General features: G+C 58.1%; 21 protein-coding genes. 8 read left to right on the top strand and 13 right to left on the bottom strand.

Annotated elements, in window-relative coordinates; all coding sequences use genetic code 11:
- Window positions 1-137 precede the first annotated feature (137 nt).
- A complete protein-coding gene (locus tag ARCT_RS0111675; protein WP_027240244.1) occupies window positions 138-716 on the top strand; it encodes a YqaA family protein in 579 nt (192 codons plus the stop codon).
- 1 nt (window position 717) lies between these two features.
- A complete protein-coding gene (locus tag ARCT_RS0111670) occupies window positions 718-1185 on the top strand; it encodes a disulfide bond formation protein B (protein WP_027240243.1) in 468 nt (155 codons plus the stop codon).
- A 73-nt stretch (window positions 1186-1258) separates the two neighbouring features.
- Here ARCT_RS0111670 and ARCT_RS0111665 read toward each other — a convergent pair whose 3' ends face one another.
- The gene (locus ARCT_RS0111665; RefSeq protein ID WP_027240242.1) at window positions 1259-1684 is read right to left on the bottom strand and encodes an Lrp/AsnC family transcriptional regulator; all 426 of its coding nucleotides are present in this window, start codon (window positions 1682-1684) and stop codon (window positions 1259-1261) included.
- 113 nt (window positions 1685-1797) lie between these two features.
- Here ARCT_RS0111665 and rocF point away from each other — a divergent pair, with 113 nt between their 5' ends.
- Genes rocF through ARCT_RS0111650 form a run of 3 tightly spaced genes read left to right on the top strand, consistent with a single transcriptional unit; the run spans window position 1798 to window position 4690 of the window.
- Window positions 1798-2724 carry an arginase gene (rocF, locus tag ARCT_RS0111660; protein WP_027240241.1) on the top strand — a complete coding sequence of 309 codons (927 nt, stop codon included), beginning with the start codon at window positions 1798-1800 and terminating at the stop codon, window positions 2722-2724.
- Window positions 2721-3647, top strand: a complete 927-nt coding sequence (ctlX, locus tag ARCT_RS0111655; RefSeq protein WP_027240240.1) for a citrulline utilization hydrolase CtlX — start codon at window positions 2721-2723, stop codon at window positions 3645-3647. Before rocF ends, ctlX begins: the two co-directional genes overlap by 4 nt.
- Window positions 3644-4690 carry an ornithine cyclodeaminase gene (locus ARCT_RS0111650; protein WP_027240239.1) on the top strand — a complete coding sequence of 349 codons (1047 nt, stop codon included), beginning with the start codon at window positions 3644-3646 and terminating at the stop codon, window positions 4688-4690. The genes ctlX and ARCT_RS0111650 overlap by 4 nt, the downstream gene beginning before the upstream one ends.
- A 57-nt stretch (window positions 4691-4747) precedes the next feature.
- Here ARCT_RS0111650 and ARCT_RS0111645 read toward each other — a convergent pair whose 3' ends face one another.
- Window positions 4748-5332, bottom strand: coding sequence for an HNH endonuclease (locus ARCT_RS0111645; RefSeq protein WP_027240238.1), 585 nt, complete (start codon window positions 5330-5332; stop codon window positions 4748-4750).
- Between the two features lie 227 nt (window positions 5333-5559).
- Here ARCT_RS0111645 and ARCT_RS0111640 point away from each other — a divergent pair, with 227 nt between their 5' ends.
- The gene (locus tag ARCT_RS0111640; RefSeq protein ID WP_027240237.1) at window positions 5560-6336 is read left to right on the top strand and encodes a pseudouridine synthase; all 777 of its coding nucleotides are present in this window, start codon (window positions 5560-5562) and stop codon (window positions 6334-6336) included.
- Window positions 6337-6412: 76 nt separating this feature from the next.
- Here ARCT_RS0111640 and ARCT_RS0111635 read toward each other — a convergent pair whose 3' ends face one another.
- The gene (locus ARCT_RS0111635; RefSeq protein ID WP_027240236.1) at window positions 6413-7078 is read right to left on the bottom strand and encodes an alpha/beta hydrolase; all 666 of its coding nucleotides are present in this window, start codon (window positions 7076-7078) and stop codon (window positions 6413-6415) included.
- Window positions 7075-7734: a DNA-3-methyladenine glycosylase family protein gene (locus tag ARCT_RS0111630; RefSeq protein WP_240476308.1), complete on the bottom strand. Its 660-nt coding sequence runs from the start codon at window positions 7732-7734 to the stop codon at window positions 7075-7077. The genes ARCT_RS0111635 and ARCT_RS0111630 overlap by 4 nt, the downstream gene beginning before the upstream one ends.
- A 97-nt stretch (window positions 7735-7831) precedes the next feature.
- Here ARCT_RS0111630 and ARCT_RS0111625 point away from each other — a divergent pair, with 97 nt between their 5' ends.
- The gene (locus tag ARCT_RS0111625) at window positions 7832-9049 is read left to right on the top strand and encodes an MFS transporter (RefSeq protein ID WP_027240234.1); all 1218 of its coding nucleotides are present in this window, start codon (window positions 7832-7834) and stop codon (window positions 9047-9049) included.
- Between the two features lie 85 nt (window positions 9050-9134).
- On the opposite strand, the gene ARCT_RS0111620 is transcribed toward ARCT_RS0111625, so the two are convergent.
- From ARCT_RS0111620 to ARCT_RS27070, 5 genes are all read right to left on the bottom strand, one after another.
- Entirely contained in the window at window positions 9135-9911 is a 777-nt protein-coding gene (locus ARCT_RS0111620) for a squalene/phytoene synthase family protein (RefSeq protein ID WP_027240233.1), read from the bottom strand.
- Window positions 9901-10881 carry an alpha/beta hydrolase gene (locus ARCT_RS25900; RefSeq protein ID WP_051360693.1) on the bottom strand — a complete coding sequence of 327 codons (981 nt, stop codon included), beginning with the start codon at window positions 10879-10881 and terminating at the stop codon, window positions 9901-9903. Before ARCT_RS25900 ends, ARCT_RS0111620 begins: the two co-directional genes overlap by 11 nt.
- Entirely contained in the window at window positions 10878-12500 is a 1623-nt protein-coding gene (cimA, locus tag ARCT_RS0111610; RefSeq protein WP_027240232.1) for a citramalate synthase, read from the bottom strand. The genes ARCT_RS25900 and cimA overlap by 4 nt, the downstream gene beginning before the upstream one ends.
- Window positions 12500-13939 (bottom strand): cysteine--tRNA ligase, encoded by a 1440-nt coding sequence (gene cysS, locus ARCT_RS0111605; RefSeq protein ID WP_027240231.1) that lies wholly within the window; start codon window positions 13937-13939, stop codon window positions 12500-12502. Before cysS ends, cimA begins: the two co-directional genes overlap by 1 nt.
- A gap of 189 nt (window positions 13940-14128) precedes the next feature.
- Window positions 14129-14482: a hypothetical protein gene (locus ARCT_RS27070; protein WP_161631314.1), complete on the bottom strand. Its 354-nt coding sequence runs from the start codon at window positions 14480-14482 to the stop codon at window positions 14129-14131.
- A 629-nt stretch (window positions 14483-15111) separates the two neighbouring features.
- On the opposite strand from ARCT_RS27070, the gene ARCT_RS0111590 reads away from it, so the two are divergent.
- Window positions 15112-16668, top strand: a complete 1557-nt coding sequence (locus ARCT_RS0111590) for a trimethylamine methyltransferase family protein (protein ID WP_027240230.1) — start codon at window positions 15112-15114, stop codon at window positions 16666-16668.
- A gap of 66 nt (window positions 16669-16734) precedes the next feature.
- Here ARCT_RS0111590 and ARCT_RS0111585 read toward each other — a convergent pair whose 3' ends face one another.
- From ARCT_RS0111585 to ARCT_RS0111570, 4 genes are read right to left on the bottom strand one after another with little or no spacing between them, the layout of a single operon-like run.
- On the bottom strand, window positions 16735-17955 hold the full coding sequence (locus tag ARCT_RS0111585) for a cysteine desulfurase (protein ID WP_027240229.1): 1221 nt from the start codon (window positions 17953-17955) through the stop codon (window positions 16735-16737).
- Entirely contained in the window at window positions 17948-18532 is a 585-nt protein-coding gene (locus ARCT_RS0111580) for a Yip1 family protein (RefSeq protein WP_027240228.1), read from the bottom strand. The genes ARCT_RS0111585 and ARCT_RS0111580 overlap by 8 nt, the downstream gene beginning before the upstream one ends.
- Window positions 18529-19026, bottom strand: a complete 498-nt coding sequence (locus ARCT_RS0111575) for a Yip1 family protein (protein ID WP_027240227.1) — start codon at window positions 19024-19026, stop codon at window positions 18529-18531. Before ARCT_RS0111575 ends, ARCT_RS0111580 begins: the two co-directional genes overlap by 4 nt.
- Window positions 19027-20307 carry a SufB/SufD family protein gene (locus tag ARCT_RS0111570; RefSeq protein ID WP_027240226.1) on the bottom strand — a complete coding sequence of 427 codons (1281 nt, stop codon included), beginning with the start codon at window positions 20305-20307 and terminating at the stop codon, window positions 19027-19029.

Here is a 20307-nt window from a genome sequence, read left to right as displayed (position 1 = left end):
AACCGGAGGTCCAGAGGAAAATGCCAAATAGAATGCAGAAAATTGGCAAAAATCCACCGCAGATACCGCGCTGTTATTGACCTCATCTCGCCCCCGTGCGAGGCCACGGAAGCAGGGAAAAAGCAAAGGTATTTCAAGTGCTACGCAGGCTATATGATCGAACCATGTCCCTCGCGGATCATCGCCACGCCCTATGGTGGCTCGCTGCGGTCTCCTTTGTCGAAAGCTCGATCTTTCCCATTCCCCCGGATGTCTTGATGATTCCGATGATACTGGCGCGCCCCTCCCGGGCCTGGCTGATTGCTTCGGTTGCGCTAGGGACCTCTGTTGCCGGTGGCATGTTGGGCTATGCCATTGGCGCATTTTTCTATGACAGCCTGGGACAGCCGATCCTCGAAGCCATGGGAAAAGCCACAGCAATTGAAGAATTCAATCATAAATTCAATGACTTCGGATTTTGGGCGGTTCTGGTGGCTGGGATTACACCTTTCCCCTATAAAGTCATTACAATCATGTCGGGCTGGACCGGCATGCCGCTGATGACCTTCCTGGCGACCTCCATTTTGGCCCGTGCGCTGCGCTTCTTTATCGTGGCCGGGCTGCTGCGCGCCTTTGGTGCACCAATTCGTGACTTTATCGAGCAGCGTTTGGGACTTGTCTTTACCGTCTTTTCCATGCTCCTGTTTGGCGGATTTTTAGTGCTGAGGTACCTGTGATATGCGACGAATTCTGATCCTTGCCGCGACCTTGGGCTCAGCGGCGATGATGCTGGGAGCGCTTGGTTTTCAGTATATTGGTGAGTTGGCCCCCTGCAAGATGTGCTACTGGCAGCGCTACCCGCATGTCGCCGCGGTCGGCATCGGCATCCTGGCTTTTCTGTTGCCTGGCGCAGGTCTCACGGCGCTGTTGTACCTTGGCGCCTTGGCCACCCTGATCACTGGCGGGATTGGCGTCTATCACACAGGGGTTGAGCGCGGCTATTGGGAGGGACCGACATCCTGCACCTCGGGTCCGATTGGTGGGTTGACCCCTGAACAGCTGATGGAACAGATCATGGGGGCCCCGCTGGTGCGCTGCGATGAGGTGCCATGGGAGCTGTTCACTCTCTCAATGGCCAGTTGGAACGCAATCCTCTCCTTTGCCCTGGCCGGTCTGTGGATCGCAGCGGCGCGCAGCAAGTCCTAAACCGCCTCTCGGCACACGGACCGACACCACAAAACGCCCAACAGCGCCCGCGTCCAATGCGCCCATTGTGGTTTCAGGAGTCCTTTTTGGTCGCCAAAAGCAGATTTGTTTCACTGCTGACCACCCCGTCAAAGGTGCGTATCTTTGCAAGCGCTGCATCCAGGGTTTCCAGCGTTTCGGTGCCCAGTTCAACAATCAGATCCCAACGCCCATTGGTGGTATGGATGGCACGCACCTCTGGCAGGCCCTGAAGCTGGCGAACAATGCGGCTGGCACCGCGGCCTTCGATGCCGATCATCATCAACCCCCGCACCGGGTCGCGCAGCACATCCTCTTTCAGGACAACCGTAAAGCCCAGAACGTCTCCGCGCAGTTGCAGCCGCTCGATCCGGGCGCGCACAGTGGTACGGGACAAATCCAGCTGCAAAGCAAGGTCTGACAGGCTGGCGCGGGCATTGTGCCGCAAGGCTGCAATTAGTCTTTCGTCCGTTTTATCCATCATGCGCCTCCGATTTGATGGTTTGCATTACATACCGACCAATTTGGTTGGTTTCAATCACCCCATTTCGGAGGTTTCTACAAGTTATCGATATAGACGCGGAGCGTTTCACCATGACTCATAAGACCTGTTTCCTGATTGGAGCCCCGGTGGACAGCGGCAAACGCCGGGCTGGCTGCCTTATGGGACCGGATGCCTATCGCACGGCGGGCCTGGCTGAGGCCCTGTCCGGGCTTGGCCATCAGGTCACCGATCTGGGCAATCTCTCCCCTGCTCCACATGATCCCGATGTCAAAGATGGCGTGATTTTTGCACCCAATCAGACCATTGGCTGGACAACCGCGCTGGTCGAAATTGCCCAGCATACAATGGCCGAAGGTCTGCCGATCTTCCTTGGCGGCGATCACTCTTTGTCGCTGGGATCCGTCTCTGGGGTGGCAACCTATGCCGCCTCGGTAAAGCGCCCGCTTTATGTTTTGTGGCTGGATGCCCATACGGATTTTCACACCCCGCAAAGCTCGGACAGCGGCAACCTGCATGGCACGCCCGTTGGCTATTTTACCGGGCGCAGTGGGTTTGATGGCTTCCCCGAGGTGACCAACCCGGTGCCACAGGAAAACCTCTGTATGATTGGGTTGCGCTCTGTTGACAGCGCTGAGCGGCAGGCGCTGGAAGCCAGCAAAATTTACCGCCATGACATGCGTGACATTGATGAAAATGGTATCGCCGGACCGCTGGCGCGGTTCCTCAATCGGGTCGCAAAGGCCAATGGTCTGCTGCATGTGTCGCTGGATGTGGATTTCCTTGACCCATCTGTGGCGCCAGCTGTTGGCACCACGGTTCCAGGTGGCGCAACGGTGCGCGAGGCCCATCTGGTTTGCGAAATGCTGCATGATTCCGGTCTGATGACCTCTTTGGATCTGGTAGAGCTGAACCCGTTTCTGGATGAACGCGGCCGCACAGCCCATCTGATGGTTGATCTCTGCGCCTCTGCGCTTGGGCGCCGTGTCTTTGACCGGCCCACCAGGAGCTACAATTGAACACCCTGCAAGCCCCCACTGCCGTGGTGATGATCCGGCCGCACAATTTTTGTTCAAACCCGGACACCCAGGCGGACAATGCCTTTCAAACCCCTGCCGGTAACCCTGAGGTTACCCGCATGAAGGCTCTGCAAGAGTTTGATACCGCAGTGGAAACTCTGCGATATGCCGGGGTGCGCGTGCATGTCTTTGACGACACCGGCACCGCGACACCTGACAGCGTTTTTCCCAACAACTGGTTCTCGACACATTCCGGCGGCCATATTGCCATCTATCCGATGCATGCTCCCAATCGACGGCTGGAACGGCGCTGGGATGTTATCGAGGCGCTAAAGCGCAGCTACCGGGTGCAGGATGTCATTGATTTTTCCGGACTGGAAGAAGACGGGCTGACACTGGAGGGCACGGGCGCTATGGTGCTCGATCATATTGGCCGGATTGCCTATACGGTGACATCAAACCGGGCCGATCCGGTGTTGCTGGAGCGGTTTTGCACCCACTTCAATTATGAACCCATGGCCTTTGAGGCCCGCGACGCCGCGGGACGCGAAGTTTATCACAGCAATGTGCTGATGGGGATCGGCACTGATTTTGCCATGATCAGTCTGTCGATGATCAGCGATCCAGACCGGCGCAGGGAAATTGCCACGCGCCTGGCGGAAACCGGCCATGAGGTCATCGACCTCTCCGAAGACCAGATCCAGAACTTTGCCGGCAATGTCTTTGCGCTGACCGGATCAAAGCCGCTGCTGGCCCTGTCCACCCGCGCCCTGACGGCGCTGCGCCCCGATCAAATCCGTATCATCGAGCGCAGCACAAGCCTGTTGCCACTTTCTATTCCAACCATCGAAACAGCCGGAGGCTCGGTGCGCTGCATGTTGGCAGGTATCCATCTCAGCCCCCGCGAAAGGACCACGACATGACCACGCCTTCGCATAAAGCCCTCGTTCCCTTTGTCAGCGTCGACAACATGATGCGTCTGGTCCACAGCATTGGCATTGAAACCATGCTGCGCGATCTGGCGGAATATGTCGAAGCGGACTTTAAGCGCTGGGAATTGTTTGACAAAACTCCGCGTGTTGCCAGCCATTCCGATGTCGGCGTGATCGAGCTGATGCCGACCTCGGATGGGGAGGCCTATGGGTTCAAATACGTCAATGGCCATCCCAAAAACACCAGCGAGGGCCTGCAAACGGTAACCGCCTTTGGGCTGTTGGCGGATGTCTACACCGGCTACCCGATGCTGCTGACCGAGATGACAATGCTCACCGCCCTGCGCACCGCCGCGACCTCAGCTATGGCGGCTAAGTATCTCGCGCCAAAGGGAGCGGATACCATGGCGATGATTGGCAATGGGGCTCAGTCGGAATTCCAGACCCTGGCGATGAAGGCGATCTGCGGGCTAAAAACCGTACGCCTGTTTGACAAGGATCCGGCGGCCACAGAAAAATGCGCCCGTAACCTGGCCCCTTTTGGCCTGGAGGTGGTGCGCTGCAGCTCCCCCGAGGAAGCCATTGAAGGCGCGCAGATCCTGACCACCTGCACCGCCGACAAGCAAAACGCCACCATCCTGACCGACAACATGATCGGCGCCGGCGTGCATATCAATGCCATCGGCGGCGACTGCCCCGGCAAGACCGAATTGGCCGCCGGCATCTTGAACCGGTCTGATGTCTTTGTGGAGTTCCCGCCGCAAACCCGGATCGAGGGCGAAATTCAGCAGATGCCAGAAGATTTTGCGGTGACTGAGCTTTGGGAAGTGATCACCGGCCAGAAACAGGGGCGGCGCGACGACAAGCAGATCACTCTGTTCGACAGCGTCGGTTTTGCCATCGAAGATTTCAGCGCTCTGCGTTACATCCGCGACCACATCAAAGATACCGAGTTCTTTATTGAGCTAGATATGTTGGCCGACCCGGATGATCCGCGCGATCTGTTTGGCATGCTGCAACGCTCAGACGCGTAGTCCACAAATAAATCAATACCTTAGGATCAGTCAGATCTGAGCTGAAGCCATCAGGCGTCAGGCATCAAGCTCGGTGTCCCAATAGAGAAAATCCATCCAACTGTCGTGCAGATGGTTGGGTGGGAACTTTCGCCCGGTGTTGCGCAACTCTTCTGCTCCGGGGCGTCTTGGCGCTTTTTGCAGTGACATACCTAGCATATGCAAGGGCTTGGAGCCCTTTTTTAAATTGCAGGATGAACAGGCGGCCACGACATTTTCCCAGCTGGTGATCCCACCTGCCGCCCGCGGAACCACATGATCAAAGGTCAGATCGCCACGGGCACCGCAATACTGGCAGCAAAATTCGTCTCTCAGAAATAAATTAAAGCGCGTGAAGGCCACGCGCTTTTGAGGTTTCACATAGTCTTTCAGAACCACAACCGAAGGTATTCGGATCTGGGTGCTGGGGCTATGCACCACTTCGTCATATTCCGCCAAGATATCCACCCGGTCCAGCCAGGCTGCCTTGACCGCGTCTTGCCAGCTCCACAGGGACAGCGGGTAATATGACAGCGGCCGATAGTCCGCATTCAGCACCAGCGCAGGGTGATTCCGCAATGCGCTAGGGTCCCTCACAAAATCAGTTCTGAAATCGCCATCCATGATGCTACGTCTTCCTCACCCTGTCTGCCCGTTACCGGCACCAGAGCGGGGAACCCGCCCCAGCATATGTTTAACTATATATCGTGGTTATTGTCTGACAAGCCCTTGCCAGCTACAAGATTTCGCTTCATCGCTAGCATTCGTCTGTGACAGGCTTGTGACGCGGGGATTCCGCCGGCTGCCAAAGCCTGCTTGCAAGCCACCGGGCCACTGCCTATGGAATTCCCATGACCCGCCTTATTCGCTTTAACAAACCCTATGACGTGCTGCCGCAATTCACGGATTCCGGCAGCCAGGGCAGCCCCCGTCAAACCTTGAGCGCCTTTATTGACTGCCCCGGCGTCTATGCCGCAGGGCGGTTGGACCGTGACAGCGAAGGCTTGATGCTGCTGACAGATACCGGCCGATTGCAGGCCTGGATCAGCGACCCAAAGCATAAGATGGCCAAAACCTACTGGGTACAGGTCGAGGGTCAGCCGGATGCAGCGGCAATCTCGGCGCTGGAAAAAGGCGTCGCGCTAAAGGATGGCCTGACCCGGCCCGCCAAGGCGCGTCTGATGGCGGAACCTGCTCAACTCTGGGCGCGGACCCCGCCCATTCGCGCGCGCAAATCCATTCCGACCAGCTGGATTTCTCTCACCCTTCGGGAAGGCAAAAACCGGCAGATACGCCGCATGACAGCTGCGCTTGGTTTCCCCACCCTGCGGCTAATTCGCTATAGTATTGGCGCCTGGACGCTGGATGGGCTGTCGCAGGGCGCTTGGGAAGATCTTGAAATCCCAAACATTCCTGGGCCCGCAAAACCGTCGCAGCTGCCCAATCGCAGAGCGCAAAAGGCCAAGGTACAGTCTAAAGCTCAGGTGCAGTCTAAAGGTCAGGCACAGGCGAAGACGCCGCCCAAGACACCGGACAAGGCTCAGACCAAGACACAGTCCAAACCCAAACAGGACCGCAAGGATCCGACTGCCCGCTCAAGCCGGAGAAACCACGCTAGGAAACCCTGATCAAGCACTCGTTTTGGCGAATTTAACGCCAGCGAGATGCAGGTCCAAAACCCGCACCCCACATAATACCCGCCCCTTACAGGCCCAACTTATCCCGCATAAAGGCCAGGGCCACGCTCAGCCCATCGGGGGCGATCCCGTGGCCGGTACCCTTCATGATATGGGCAAAGACATCCTTGAACCCGGCCTGACCCAGGGCTTCGGCGGCTTCTGGCAGGGATTGTGGCGGCACCATATCATCGGCATCACCATGTACCAGCATGACCGGCATCCGGCTCACCACCTCGTCTTTGAGCGAGTCGGGCGACAGCAGGCGACCCGAGAAGGCAACAATGCCGGCAATCGCATCTTCGCGGCGCGGTGCCACATGCAGGCTCATCATGGTGCCCTGCGAGAACCCAAAGAGCACAACCTGTTCGGGCAGCACATCTTCATCGACCATCAGCGCGTCCAAAAAGGCGTTCAAATCCTCGATCGAGGCATTCATCCCCCGCATGCTTTCCTCTTCCGAGGAGCCATCAATCCAGGGGATCGGAAACCACTGATATCCCATTGGCGCACCCGGACAATTCTCTGGCGCGTCTGGGGCGACAAACAGTGTGTCCGGCAGATGCTCGGCCAGCGGGTCGGCAAGACCCAGAAGATCCGCCCCATTGGCGCCGTAGCCATGCAGAAACACCACAATAGACCGGGTCACCCCGGAGAGCGGCTCTCTGCGCTCAGCTTTTAGTACACGAGTCATCGGATCCCTTCCCTGTCCTTCGCTACATGGTAATAGGCCCACAGAATGCGGGCCGCAACCGACCGCCAGGGCGACCAGGCCTCAGCCAATGTCCTGAGCTCGCGCTCCTTTGGCCGCTGCGGCAAGTCAAACAGGACTTTGGCCGCCTCCTGCAGGGCCAGATCGCCGGGGGCAAAGACATCCGCCCGCCCCAGCGAAAACATGGCATAGATTTCAGCGGTCCAGACGCCAACGCCGACGACCTTTGTCAGGGTCTTGATAACCCTGTCTGTCGGCATGTCGCGGAGCGCGTCAAAGTTGATACCTTCCTCGGCCAAGGCCATAGAATACCTGACTTTTTGTCGGCTTAACCCGGCTGCGCGCAGGTCGTCCTCGGTTGCTGCCAGGATCTCTGCCTGCGTGGTGAGACGCGCCTCTGTCAGACGCTGCCAGATCGCATTGGCAGAGGCCACACTCACCTGTTGACTGACAATTGCGCTCAGCAGTTGACCAAAGCCATCCGGTTTGCGCCGCAGCGGCAGCGGGCCACAGTGGGCCAAAGCCGTGGCAAAGCGCGGATCACGCTTGGCAAGCCAGTCGGCCCCCTCGCTGACACAGGCATCGGTGCAAATAATGCGGCCCGCCTCCGGCCCGCAGTCGGTCACAAAGGGGCTCACATCCAAATTCCTCAAAGCGTTCTCTTTTTCCTGCGACATTGTACCAAAACGTTTGTTGCCGCTTGTTCCTTTGAATATTGATCGCTACGCATCCCATATGACAGTTCATATGACCACCCCAAGCGACCTCGTCGCCAAGAAAAACGTCGCCATCCTGGTATTGGCCCAGGCAATCCTCGGCTCACAAATGCCGATGATTTTTATCATTGGCGGGCTTGCTGGCCAGTCCCTGGCCTCCAACCCCTGTTTTGCCACCCTGCCGATCTCTTTGATTGTTGCGGGTTCGATGGTTGCCGCGACACCGATCTCGTCGATCATGCAAAAATGGGGACGTCGCGCTGGCTTTTTTACCGGAGCGATGTTTGGTGCGCTTGGCGGGTTGGTTGGCGCCTATGGGCTCTACCTCGGGTCTTTCCCGGTCTTCCTGCTGGGTAGTCTTTTGACCGGCGTCTACATGAGCGCCCATGGGTTTTACCGCTTTGCCGCAGCGGATACCGCTTCTGAGAGTTTTCGGCCCAAGGCGATTTCCTATGTCATGGCGGGCGGATTGCTCTCGGCTTTGCTGGGGCCACAGTTGGTCAAGGCGACAAGCCAGGTCTTTGTTATTCCCTTTCTCGGCACATATCTGACAGTGATTGCCATCAACCTGTTGGGATCCGGCCTGTTTTTGTTCCTGGACATCCCCAAGCCCGAAGCGCCCCACGAAGATCTTCCCGCCGGGCGCAGCCGAATGGAGCTGCTGAAAACCCCGGCTATTGCGGTGGCGGTGATTTGTTCCATGGTCTCTTACGCGCTGATGAACCTGGTGATGACCTCGACGCCCCTGGCGGTTGTGGGATGTGGGTTTACCGAGGGCAACGCGGCAGATGTTGTGTCATTGCATGTTCTGGCGATGTATGTGCCCTCTTTCTTTACCGGCCACCTGATTGCGCGCTTTGGCGTCCATAAAGTTGTCGCTGCCGGCCTGGTGATCCTTGCCGGTGCCGGCGCAGTGGCGCTGCAGGGGGTTGAGCTCGAGAACTTCTTTATCGCGCTGATCCTGCTGGGCCTGGGCTGGAACTTTGGCTTTATTGGCGCCACCACCATGCTGACCGCCTCGCATACTCCAGAAGAGCGCGGACGGATGCAGGGCCTCAATGACCTCTTGGTCTTTGGCGGTGTAACCATGGCCTCGCTGGCCTCTGGTGGCTTGATGAACTGCTCTGGTGGCAACCCGGTTGAGGGCTGGAATGCCGTCAACATGGCGATGGCGCCCTTCCTGGTTCTGGCCGGTGGTGCCCTGGTCTGGCTGGCCATGCGGCCCAAAGAGGCCTGATCTCCAAGGGAGATTTCAAACAAAAAAGGCGCCCGATTGAGGCGCCTTTTTTCATTTAATCGATAAGATACACAGAAAGTTCAGGCTACCAACGCCTAAGCCCAGCCCGCCAAATCAGACCGGCCCGGCGGCGGAACTCGCTGTGTCCCAGGCTGCCCTCGGCAATGCGGTATGGCTGGCGTAGCGCCTGTTTCAGGATCGCTTTGGCCTGCCAGCCGGATAACAGGGCATGGCCGGCTTCTTTGGAAACAAGGGCACGCTGCTTTTCCGCCTGCTGGATATGCTCCAGGCCTTTGCGGGCCAATTGGCGCAGCCCCTCGGGGGTGCCATCCAGCAGCGGGATACGGCTGTGTTTCACCAGCTCCGGGACTGCCTTGAACCAATTGGCGATCCCTACCCCATAGGCAAATTTGCGCACCACTGCTTCGTCCGCCTGGCCAAGGGAGGCCGCGGCCATCCACATCAACCCGCCCGCAGTGGCGTCAATATAGCGGTCAAAACCCGCCTCATCTTCAAAGGGATCCTTGTAGATATCCCAACGGCGGGCCTCGGCCATGGGGTCAATATATATGGCCAGATCCGCGCGCAGCAGCCGCCCCAGGGGCGTCGCCACATGGTGGCGTCGCACCGCACCGCCCTGGGCGATTTCAGCGCCAATATCACGCCACCATTGCACCCGCATCTCGGCAATCATGCTTTCCTGACTGGCCCAGGGGGCGCGCGCCAGTTCGAGATTAAAAGCATACAGCGCAAACAGCAGCGGCCGCGCAGCAACAGGGGCCGCCATGGTTGCCAGGAACCGGTCCGGGTCCCCCTTCTGGACCAGCTCAGCACAGCTGGAGAGGTCATCATCAAAACGCATCCAAATACCCCCGAATTGCCGCCAGAGTTTCCGGCGCATCAACCAGGTCAAGATGCCCGGTACCCACCAGAACCTGATAGGCACCTTTGGCAGTTTCGGCCTCCATCACTGGGCGATAGGCCTCAGCAACAAAGGCTTCATCCTGTGCGCCGACAAGCAGAAGGAACTCCGGCAGGGATCTGATATCACTCAAATAGTCCGCTCTCGGCGCGTAGGATTGATTGAGCCGATAACTGTAGGAGGGTGTTGCCAGATGCCCCAGCGGCCCCTGCAGAACCTCTGTCGGCATATTGAATTGAATAACCGGCAGGTGGTTCCAGGCGGTAATCCCAACGGCATTGAGCATCGACAGGGCAATGAGGCGACGCGGCAGGGGCCGCGCCCAACCACCGGAATTGGCACGCATCGTGGGGGCGCTGTGGTGTAGGAAAGGCGCCAACAGCACCGCCCCATCCAGCAGATCGCCCTGCGCCCCCGCGGCAAAGCGCACCACCAGCCCCCCGCCCGATGAATGGCCGATCAGAACAACCTTTTGACCCGGGGCACCCCTGGCTGTGATCAGATCCGCCAGATCATCCTCTAGCTGGCCAATATAGTCGACGTCCCCACGTCTGCCGGGCTGCGCACCATGGCCGCGCAAATCCGGCACCAGCACGGTACCATCGAGCTGCTGCGCAAGGCCTGCAAACTGCAATCCATTCCAGCCAGAGCCATGTACCAGCACAATCAACGGCCCATCCCCATTGGAATACGACCTTACCTGTAGTCCGTACCCATCGCGCATATACACATTTTCCACCGCTGCGGACTGGGAATCCACCTGCGGGCGACCCTGCAGAATTTTGTCAAAATCCAGCGTCGGCGCTGAGGGGGCGATTGGTTTGAGCGGCTGGGACAGGATCAGGACCAGCGGAACAAGCGCAGTAATAGCTCCGGAAACCGCGATAAATTTTATCGCTTGGGTGATCATTGCAGCTCTTTGCTGTCACGCAACAGTTTCCACCGCATAGCATCCAGCAAAGCCTCAAAAGAGGCATCTATTATATTGGCGCTGACACCAACAGTGGACCAACGCCGCCCCTGGGCATCCTCGCTGTCAATGATAACACGGGTCACGGCCTCGGTGCCGCCCTGGGTGATGCGCACTTTGAAATCCACCAGATGCATATCGTTGATAATCGCCGAGTAGCGCCCCAGATCCTTGGCCAGCGCCTTGGCCAGCGCGTTCACCGGGCCCCGGTCGCTGCCGGTTTCATCCATCGACTCGCTGACCGAAAGACGCTTTTCACCGTCAACCTTGACCACCACAACCGCCTCCGACAGGCTGATCATGCGGTTATGTTTGTTCTTGCGGCGTTCAACGGTGACCTTGTAGCGCTTGACCTCAAAGAAATCAGTGCCTTGTCCCAGCTCTTCGCGGGCGAGCAGCTCAAACGACGCCTGCGCCGTGTCATAGGAATAGCCCTCTGCCTCACGGTCCTTGATGCGATCAAGAATACGCGCCAGTGCCGGATCTCCCTTGGCGACCTCCAGCCCGGCGTCCATCAGACGTTTGCGCAGGTTGGACTGACCGGCCTGGTTCGACATTGGAATGACCCGCGCATTGCCAACCAGTTCGGGCGCGATATGTTCATAGGTTGTGGGATCCTTGAGGATCGCACTGGCATGCAGCCCGGCCTTATGGGCAAAGGCCGAGGCGCCAACATAGGGCGCCTGTTTGGTTGGGACACGGTTCAGGATCTCGTCCAACATCCGGCTCAGTTGGGTCAGCCCGGCAAGTCCCTGCCGGGTGACGCCAATGTCGAATTGATCGGCGTAGGGCTGTTTCAGCAGCAGGGTCGGGATCAAGGTGGTCAGATTGGCATTGCCACAGCGCTCCCCCAGCCCGTTTAACGTGCCCTGTACCTGTCGTGCCCCGGCCTCAATTGCGGCCAGAGAACAGGCCACTGCATTCTCGGTATCGTTATGGGTGTGAATACCAAGGCTTTCGCCCGGAATGCCCGCCTCTATGACCTCGGCCACGATACGGCGCACTTCGCTGGGCATGGCCCCGCCATTGGTGTCACATAACACCACCCAGCGCGCCCCGGCCTCCAGGGCTGTACGGCAAGCGGCCAGCGCGTATTCGGGATTGGCCTTATAGCCATCAAAGAAATGCTCGGCATCATACAGCGCCTCACGGCCCAGCCCCACCAGATGTGCAATAGATGCGCGGATGTTTTCCAGGTTTTCCTCAAGGCTAATGCCAAGCGCTGCGGTCACATGATAGTCATGCGCCTTGCCCACCAGACAAACGGCAGAGGTCCCCGCATTCACCACCGCTGCCAGCACATCGTCATTCTCAGCCGAGCGCCCTGCCCGTTTGGTCATGCCAAAGGCGGTCATGGTGGCGCGGGTCTTGGGCGCCTCATCAAAAAAGGCGCTGTCGGTGGGGTTGGCACCTGGCCAGCCGCCTTCGATATAGTCGATCCCAAGATCATCAAGCGCCTGGGTGATCCGCTTTTTTTCGGCGGTGGAGAATTGCACCCCCTGGGTCTGCTGGCCATCGCGCAGGGTGGTGTCATAAAGATACAGGCGAGATTTGCTCATCACAGCGCCTCCAGTTTGGCCGGATCGAAACCGGCGCCCGGAAGCAGTTCCACCCCGGTCTTGGACATACGCACTTCCAGCCCGGCCGCCTGATAAGCCGCTTTCAGCCGGTCGACCTCGGCGAAGTCCTTCGTCTCCATCGCCGCCTGACGGGCCGCAAATAGGCGTCCCTCATGGGCCGAGAGATCAATTTCCGGAATTGTTTCCCATCCACCTATTTCTTCTGTCAGAAGTCCCAAAGATTGAGCGGACGCCTTGAACACTGCCCCGCCACGGCCATTCATTTCAAAGTCTTTAAAAAGTGTGTGCAGCGCAGAGATTGCCAAAGGGGTATTGAGGTCATCTGCCAGTGCATTCACCACCATCTGATGCGGATTTGTATCAGCCTGAATACCCGCCGTCAGCGCACGCCACTTGCGCAGCGTGGCCGCAGCTTCTGCAGCCTTTTTCGCGGTCCAGTCCATCGGTTTGCGGTAATGCGTCGACAGGAAGACGAAGCGGATCACCTCACCCGGCACGCCCGGTTCGCCGTCGTGGCCGGCCAGCAGATCGTGCACGGTGAAGAAATTGCCCAGCGACTTGGACATCTTCTTGCCCTCGACCTGCAGCATCTCATTGTGCAGCCAGTAGCGTGCAAAACTATCATCGCCATTGGCGCAGCAGCTTTGCGCTATTTCGTTTTCATGATGCGGAAACATCAGATCATTGCCGCCACCGTGAATATCAAAATCCGCCCCCAGCAGTTCCTGCGACATCGCCGAGCACTCGATATGCCAGCCCGGACGGCCACGCCCCCAGGGGCTGTCCCACCCCGGCATGTCATCCGTGGAGGGCTTCCAGAGCACAAAATCCATCGGGTTCTTTTTATAGGGGGCAACTTCGACGCGGGCGCCGGCAATCATGTCATCCACCGATCGCCCGGACAGCGCACCATAATGCTGCTTCCAGCTGTCCACCGCAAAAAGCACATGGCCCTCAGCCGCATAGGCATGGCCCTTGGCGATCAGATCCTCGATCATCGCCACCATCTGGCCAATATACTGCGTCGCCCGTGGCATGTGATCAGGCTCCAGCGCACCCAGCTTGCCCATGTCGCTCAGATACCAGCCGATGGTCTCTTCGGTGCGCTCGGCAATCAGCTGCTCCAGCGTTCCGGTGGCGCCCGCTTCTTTGCGCGCCAGGGCTGTGGCGTTGATCTTGTCGTCAACATCAGTGAAGTTGCGCACATAGGTCACGTGAGCCGGGCCAAAAACCTGCCGCAGCAGCCGATAGAGCACATCAAACACCACCACGGGGCGTGCATTGCCCAGATGCGCCCGGTCATAAACCGTGGGACCGCAGAGATACATCCGCACATTATTGGCATCTATCGGAATAAACTCCGACTTTTTGCGGGTCTTGGTATTGTGCAGTTTAATCACGGTGTTCGTGGTCATCATGACAGCTCCTTGGACGGACACGGATGGGCTAGGCGCGCAGCGCGGGCATAGCAACTTGTCAAGGTGAAGAAAACGACAGAAACCAGCCCGCTGAGGAATTCAGCAGGGAATGCAGCAAATAATCAGGGTGCAGGTTTTGGTCATGCCCGAAGTCCTAGCATGTCTTTTTTGGTCCGCCAAGGGCGATATCTAGAAACGAAACGCAGCACCAATAGAAATCCGGCTGGGGGATTGACCTTGATATGCGCCCGGCTCCGAAGGAGCGCGATGCAGATATTCCCCGGTGAGCTGCAGGGCGCGGTTCAGGGAAACCCGAATGCCGATGCCCAAGGTATCCGTCGCGTCCTCGCCGCGCAGTGCCAGCGCCTGCTGGCGCCCCAATGAAACATAGCCCAGACTTTGGCCAAAATCATATCCAGCCCGCAGGCTCACCCGCTCCGTCCCAGCTGCGCCGCCCAGTCCGGAAAACAAAGACCCGCTGCCGCGACTGTAGCTGCCGCCCAAAACAAGTCGCCCATAGTCCCTGTCGGCGGAAAATTCCAAACTGTCGCGAGGCTGGTCAAAACCTTGAATACTGGCGCCTACAAGATTGTGTTGAGGGGAGAAAAAACTGGTGGATTGCCAATCCCCAGACAAGGCTGGAATGGCAACAGCCGAAAACGTGCCAACGGCGAGCAATAGTCCAATTTTGTTCCAGTTCATCTGAGCAGCTGGCATGATTTCTTGCCTGTTCTAGCGCCATTCACAGCGCGATATATCCTGAGCCTCCATTTTCGGAGAAATACCTTAACGAGCTGTTCCATTTTTCAGGAAAGGGCCGCGTAGATGAAAGAAAATTAACTGCCCCCAAAAGAGATCTTGAAAGGAGACTGCGTTTTTCTGGGTCCCACAGAAAAACGGCCAGATCACAGCCCCCTTCTCAAAAGGTGTCGTGAAAAAGAGGTCGCATTTTTCACAAAGGTCGCAAACATGTTAGAATCGGCCCTCAAAACCGCCAAGGCTGCAAGGGGGAGCAGGAGGGATCCAATATGCTGGCGGAACGCTGTGTCATAAATCTAGTATGGCGCACCATTGGTGCCACCAGGGGCCTTGCAGCCCGTGGGCGCCCTGGCTGGGTGTTGTCTTCACCACTTTGAAACAACTGCCCTTTTCCTGCATCAAGGACCCTCGCTATGACTGATCAAACTGCCAGCTCCCCCCGTGCATCCTCGCGCAGCGGAGGCCGCACAGCACGTCGAAACGCCCGTGCCAGTGCCCTGCCCGACCATCTGCGCCCCATTCGCCCAGGCATGGAGGGCGGCACCTTCAAACCTCTGACCCAGGAGGGAATGGAGAGAATTCACCGCGCCGCCCTGGATGCGCTGGAACACATCGGCCTGGCAGATGCCCCCCCAAGTGGGATCGACCACCTGACAAAGGCGGGCTGTATTCTGGGCGAGGATGGTCGCATCCGCTTTCCCCGCGCCCTGGTGGAGGACATGCTGGCCAAGGCCAACCGCTCCATCACCCTGTTCAGCCGGGACGGCAAACACGATCTCGAACTGTCAGGTAACCGCGTACATTACGGCACCGCCGGCGCAGCGGTTCATATGGTCGATGTCGAAGGGCGCCACTACCGCGATTCAACCGTTCAGGATCTGCACGATGCCTCCCGGATCTGTGACAAGCTCGACAATATCCATTTTGTTCAACGCCCTATGGTTTGTCGCGACATCGCGGACAATCTGGAGATGGACCTGAATTCGATCTATGCCACCACCTCGGGCACTACCAAACATATCGGTGTCTCCTTTTCCGAACCGGGGTTTGTCGCCCCGGCAATGGAGATGCTGCACCTCATAGCAGGTGGAGAAGACAAATGGCGCGAACGTCCCTTTGTCTCCAACTCCAACTGTTTTGTCGTGCCGCCGATGAAATTTGCCACCGAAAGCTGCCAGGTCATGGAGGAATGCATCAAATATGGGATGCCAGTGTTGCTGCTCTCGGCTGGTATGGCCGGGGCCACGGCGCCCTCAACCATCGCCGGTGCCATCACCCAGGCGGTGGCCGAGTGCCTGGCCGGACTGGTCTATGTCAACGCGGTGAAACCCGGTGCCCCGGCGATTTTTGGCACCTGGCCCTTTGGTCTGGATCTGCGCACTGGCGCCATGACTGGGGGATCCGGTGAACAGGCCCTGCTGACAGCAGGCTGCGCCCAGATGCACAAGTTCTACGACCTGCCAGGCGGCGCCGCTGCCGGCATCGGAGATTCCAAACTGCCCGACATGCAGGCTGGCTGGGAGCAGATGTGTTCCAATGTCATGGCCGGGCTCTCGGGCCTCAACATGGTCTATGAAGCCGCCGGCATGCATGCTTCACTATTGGGATTTTGCCATGAATCCCTGATCTTGGGCGACGATCTTATTGGTCAGGCGCTGCGTTGTGTGCGCGGCATCGAAGTCACCGACGAGACCCTGGCGCTGGATCAGATGGCCGAGGTTTGTTTGAATGGCCCTGGTCACTATCTGGGAACCAGCCAGACCCTGGGCCGCATGCAGGCTGACTATGTCTACCCGTCACTGGGGGACCGCACCTCACCAAAAGAATGGGTTGAGCTGGGTAAACCAGACCTGTTGCATAAGGCAACAGCCCGCAAGGAGCAAATCCTGTCAGAGCGCTCTGCCGCCCGTTTTGATCCCACCCTGGACGCCAAAATACGCGCCCGGTTCAACATCCACCTGGGAACGTGATCCAAAAAAGCACAGGCGAGGATCCCTCCTCGCCTGTGCCAAATCTGCCTGTACGCCCTAGTCGTCTTAGGCGAACAACTCATGCGCCAGTTCAAGCGCCTCGATCAGAGTATCGACCTCAGCCTTGGTATTATAGGCGCCAAAAGACGCGCGGCAGGTGGCGGTAACGCCCAAATGGTCCATCAGCGGGCCGGCGCAGTGATGACCGGCCCGTACCGCGACGCCCTTTTTATCAAGAATGGTGGAGATGTCATGGGCATGGGCCGGCCCCTCCATGGTAAAGCTGAAAATCGCAGCCTTGCCAGTGGCCTGCCCCTGGATATTAATCCAGTTCAACCCCTGCAGTCGGGCCATGGCATAGTCCCGCAGTTCGGCTTCATGGGCGGCAATATTCTCCATCCCCAGATCCATCATGTAGGTCAGCGCAACGCCCAAGCCGATGGTCTGGACAATGCCCGGTGTTCCGGCCTCAAACATCATTGGCGGATCATTATAGATCACCGCCTCCTTGGAGACCTCGCGGATCATATCCCCACCGCCCAGGAAGGGGCGCATCTCGGCCATCCGGTCAGGGTGTACATAGATCGCCCCAGAGCCAGAGGGCCCATACAGCTTATGCCCGGTAATGGCAAAGAAATCACAGCCGAGATCCTGAACATCCACCGGCATGTGCACGGCACTTTGCGAGCCATCGACCAATACCGGAATCCCCTGCGCATGGGCCCCCGCAGTGATGGTTTTGACGTCAACAACAGTACCCAACACATTGGAACATTGGGTGATTGCAATCAGTTTGGTTTTTGGTGTGATCGCGTCCAGCACCGCCTGCGGATCAAGGCTGCCGTCAGCGGCGGTATCCACCCATTTGATCACCACCCCCTGACGTTCACGCAGGAAATGCCAGGGCACGATATTGGCGTGATGCTCCATCACCGACAACAGGATCTCATCCCCGGCCTGAAGCCGCGGCATGGCCCAGCTGTAGGCCACCATATTGATGCCTTCAGTGGTGCCGGAATTCAGAATGATACTGTCTTCGCTCGCCGCATTCAGGAACTTGGCAATAATGCCGCGCACGCCTTCGTATTTCTCGGTGGCGAGATTGGACAGATAGTGCAGCCCCCTGTGAACATTGGAATATTCCTGAGAATAGGCTTGATTGATTGCATCAATCACCACCTGCGGTTTCTGCGCCGAGGCGCCATTGTCCAGATAGGTGAGCGGCTTTCCGTTCACCTGCCGGGACAGAATGGGAAAGTCGCCACGGATTTTTTCTACATCATACATTTTCAGGCAGTCCAATGGTATCAGGGCCGATCAGGCCAACGACAGAGATAAAGGCAAAGAACACCAGAATGGCCGCCATGACAACCACTGCAAGGCTCCGCCAAAGCGAGGCAAAGCCATGCGCTTCATTGATAAAGTTCAACAAGACAAAGAACAAAAAGACATTGGCGACAAGGCCGAGCAGGTTGCCAAGCGCAGGTGACAGAAGCATCACCATGATCAGTATCGCCTGCACCACCATATGCACCAATTGCAACCAGACCAGCAGCGTCAGCACTGGCATGAACCGCCCGATACCACCCAGCCAGCGCCCGGCAATGGCCAGCGTGGATGCAAATCCAAGGCTCATCAGCGCAGAGACCCCCAAATAGGTCCCGCTTGAAAGGTTCAGGAACGCCAGTTCATCTACCAGCGGATACCAGTAATTCAGCAGGGTATTAAAAAAGGTTCCAAGGATAATCCCCAGAAAAAATCCGGTCCAAACGGCCTCGGGTGGCCATTGCCGCAACAAAATGGTACGGGCCGCCACGCCGGGCTGGCGCAGGGTCAGTATCAAAAAAGACCACAGAAACCTCATGCGTGCACCTGGGGTTTGGCCCAATAGCCCTGATACATACCGCTGATCCAGAACCACAAAAAGGCCGTGAACCAAAGTCCGCCAACCAGGTTCAGCTCAGTTCCGGGGCCAATCAGACCCGCCACAAGCCCATTCAGCAGCATCAGCGGGCTGGCGGCAAGAAGGCTCCAGAACAGCGCCAGACGCGCCGCATGGCTTTCGCCACTGCCGCGCATAACACGGGCGATGAAATGGGCAATCAGCGCCAGGGTATACAGGCCCAGAGGAGCGATAAAAATGATGCCAAACAACGCGTTGCTGAGCAACATTGTCTGTTCCTGTCCGGTCAGATGCGCCTCGCGTGCCAGGCTGGGCATCCGCGAGATGAACATCAAAGCGCAGCTTGCCATAAGGATTGCCAACAGCCGGTCCTCGCGCGGGCCCATGGTCAAGAGCCGCGCAAACACCCTGCGCGGCCCTCGATAGGTTGCCAGAATATCGCCGGTGACCGCCATTTAGCGGCGCCGCGACAGCCAGCCTTCCAGGCGGGCAACAAGGGAAGCAGAAATATCGGCGTCTTCGACCTCTTCCACCGCTTCCGCCAGGAAAGCCAGAGTCAAAAGATCCGTCGCCTCGGCAACCGGAACCCCACGCGAGCGCAGGTAGAACAGCGCCTCTTCGTCGATGGCGCCGGTGGTGGAGCCATGGGAACAGATCACATCATCGGCATAGATTTCCAGCTCAGGCTTGGCCAGAAACTGGCTGTCACCATCCAAAAGCAGCGATTGGCTGATCTGATACCCATCGGTTTTCTGAGCCCCCTCTTTGACGAGGATTTTACCCTGAAACACACCGGTGGCCCCATTGCGCAGCACCTTTTTGAAAACCTGACGGCTTTCGCAGTTTACCGCATCATGGGTGATGAACACCGTGTCATCATGATGGAATTCCCCGTCGCCAACACAGGCGCCGGCAATATGCGCAATGGCGTCATCGCCCAACAGCTCAATCACCGCCTCGTTGCGGGTCAAAATGCCATTCACCGTGAGGGTGAAGCTTTTGAACACGGATTCAGCGCCCAGACGGGCAAACAGATGGGTCGCAGCCCGACGTTCATGATCCCGCCCCTGGGCGCGCACCAGATGCAGCTTGCCGGTGTCGGCAATGTCGATCTCGGTACATTTGTTGAACCGCGAGGCAGCCGGGCCGTTTTCCAGGATCGTGGCCTCAGCGCCGGGCTCAACCCGGATCACGTGATGCAGGATGGCATCTGATCCCTCATCCGAATGCACATAGACCAGGTTGATTGGCTTGCTGGGCTTGCCGGTCACATGAATGGCAACACCATCCTGGGCAAAGGCGGTGTTCAAGGCTGCCAGCGGACGTTCCACCGGCGCCTGGCCGCGTGCCTCCAGAACCCCGTATAGGTCTTTGGCCCAATGAATGTCCTGACTGCAGATATCCGCAATCCGGTCGATCCGGACACCTTCCAGGCTCAGATCATCCGAAGCCTCGGTATCATAAACGCCATCCACAAAAACGACCTTCAAACGGTCAAATTCATTGAACATTGGTGCTTCGTCCATGGCAAAAACTGCTGCCTTTTCGACGTCAGCTGAGATCAGCGTATCGGGACGGGTGTATTTCCAGTATTCATCACGGCGCCCCGGCAATCCCATGGTCTGCACCCGCGACAGCGCCGCCTGACGTGCCGCCGCAAGGCAACCGCCCTGCGGCAGGCTCAGCGCCGCCAACCGTGCCTCGGTGGCACTTTGTTTCACATCAGCAAGCGCCAT

This window comes from Pseudophaeobacter arcticus DSM 23566, from assembly GCF_000473205.1.
GTDB classification, from domain to species: Bacteria; Pseudomonadota; Alphaproteobacteria; order Rhodobacterales; family Rhodobacteraceae; genus Pseudophaeobacter; species Pseudophaeobacter arcticus.
This window is presented reverse-complemented; position numbering and strand designations above follow the sequence as displayed.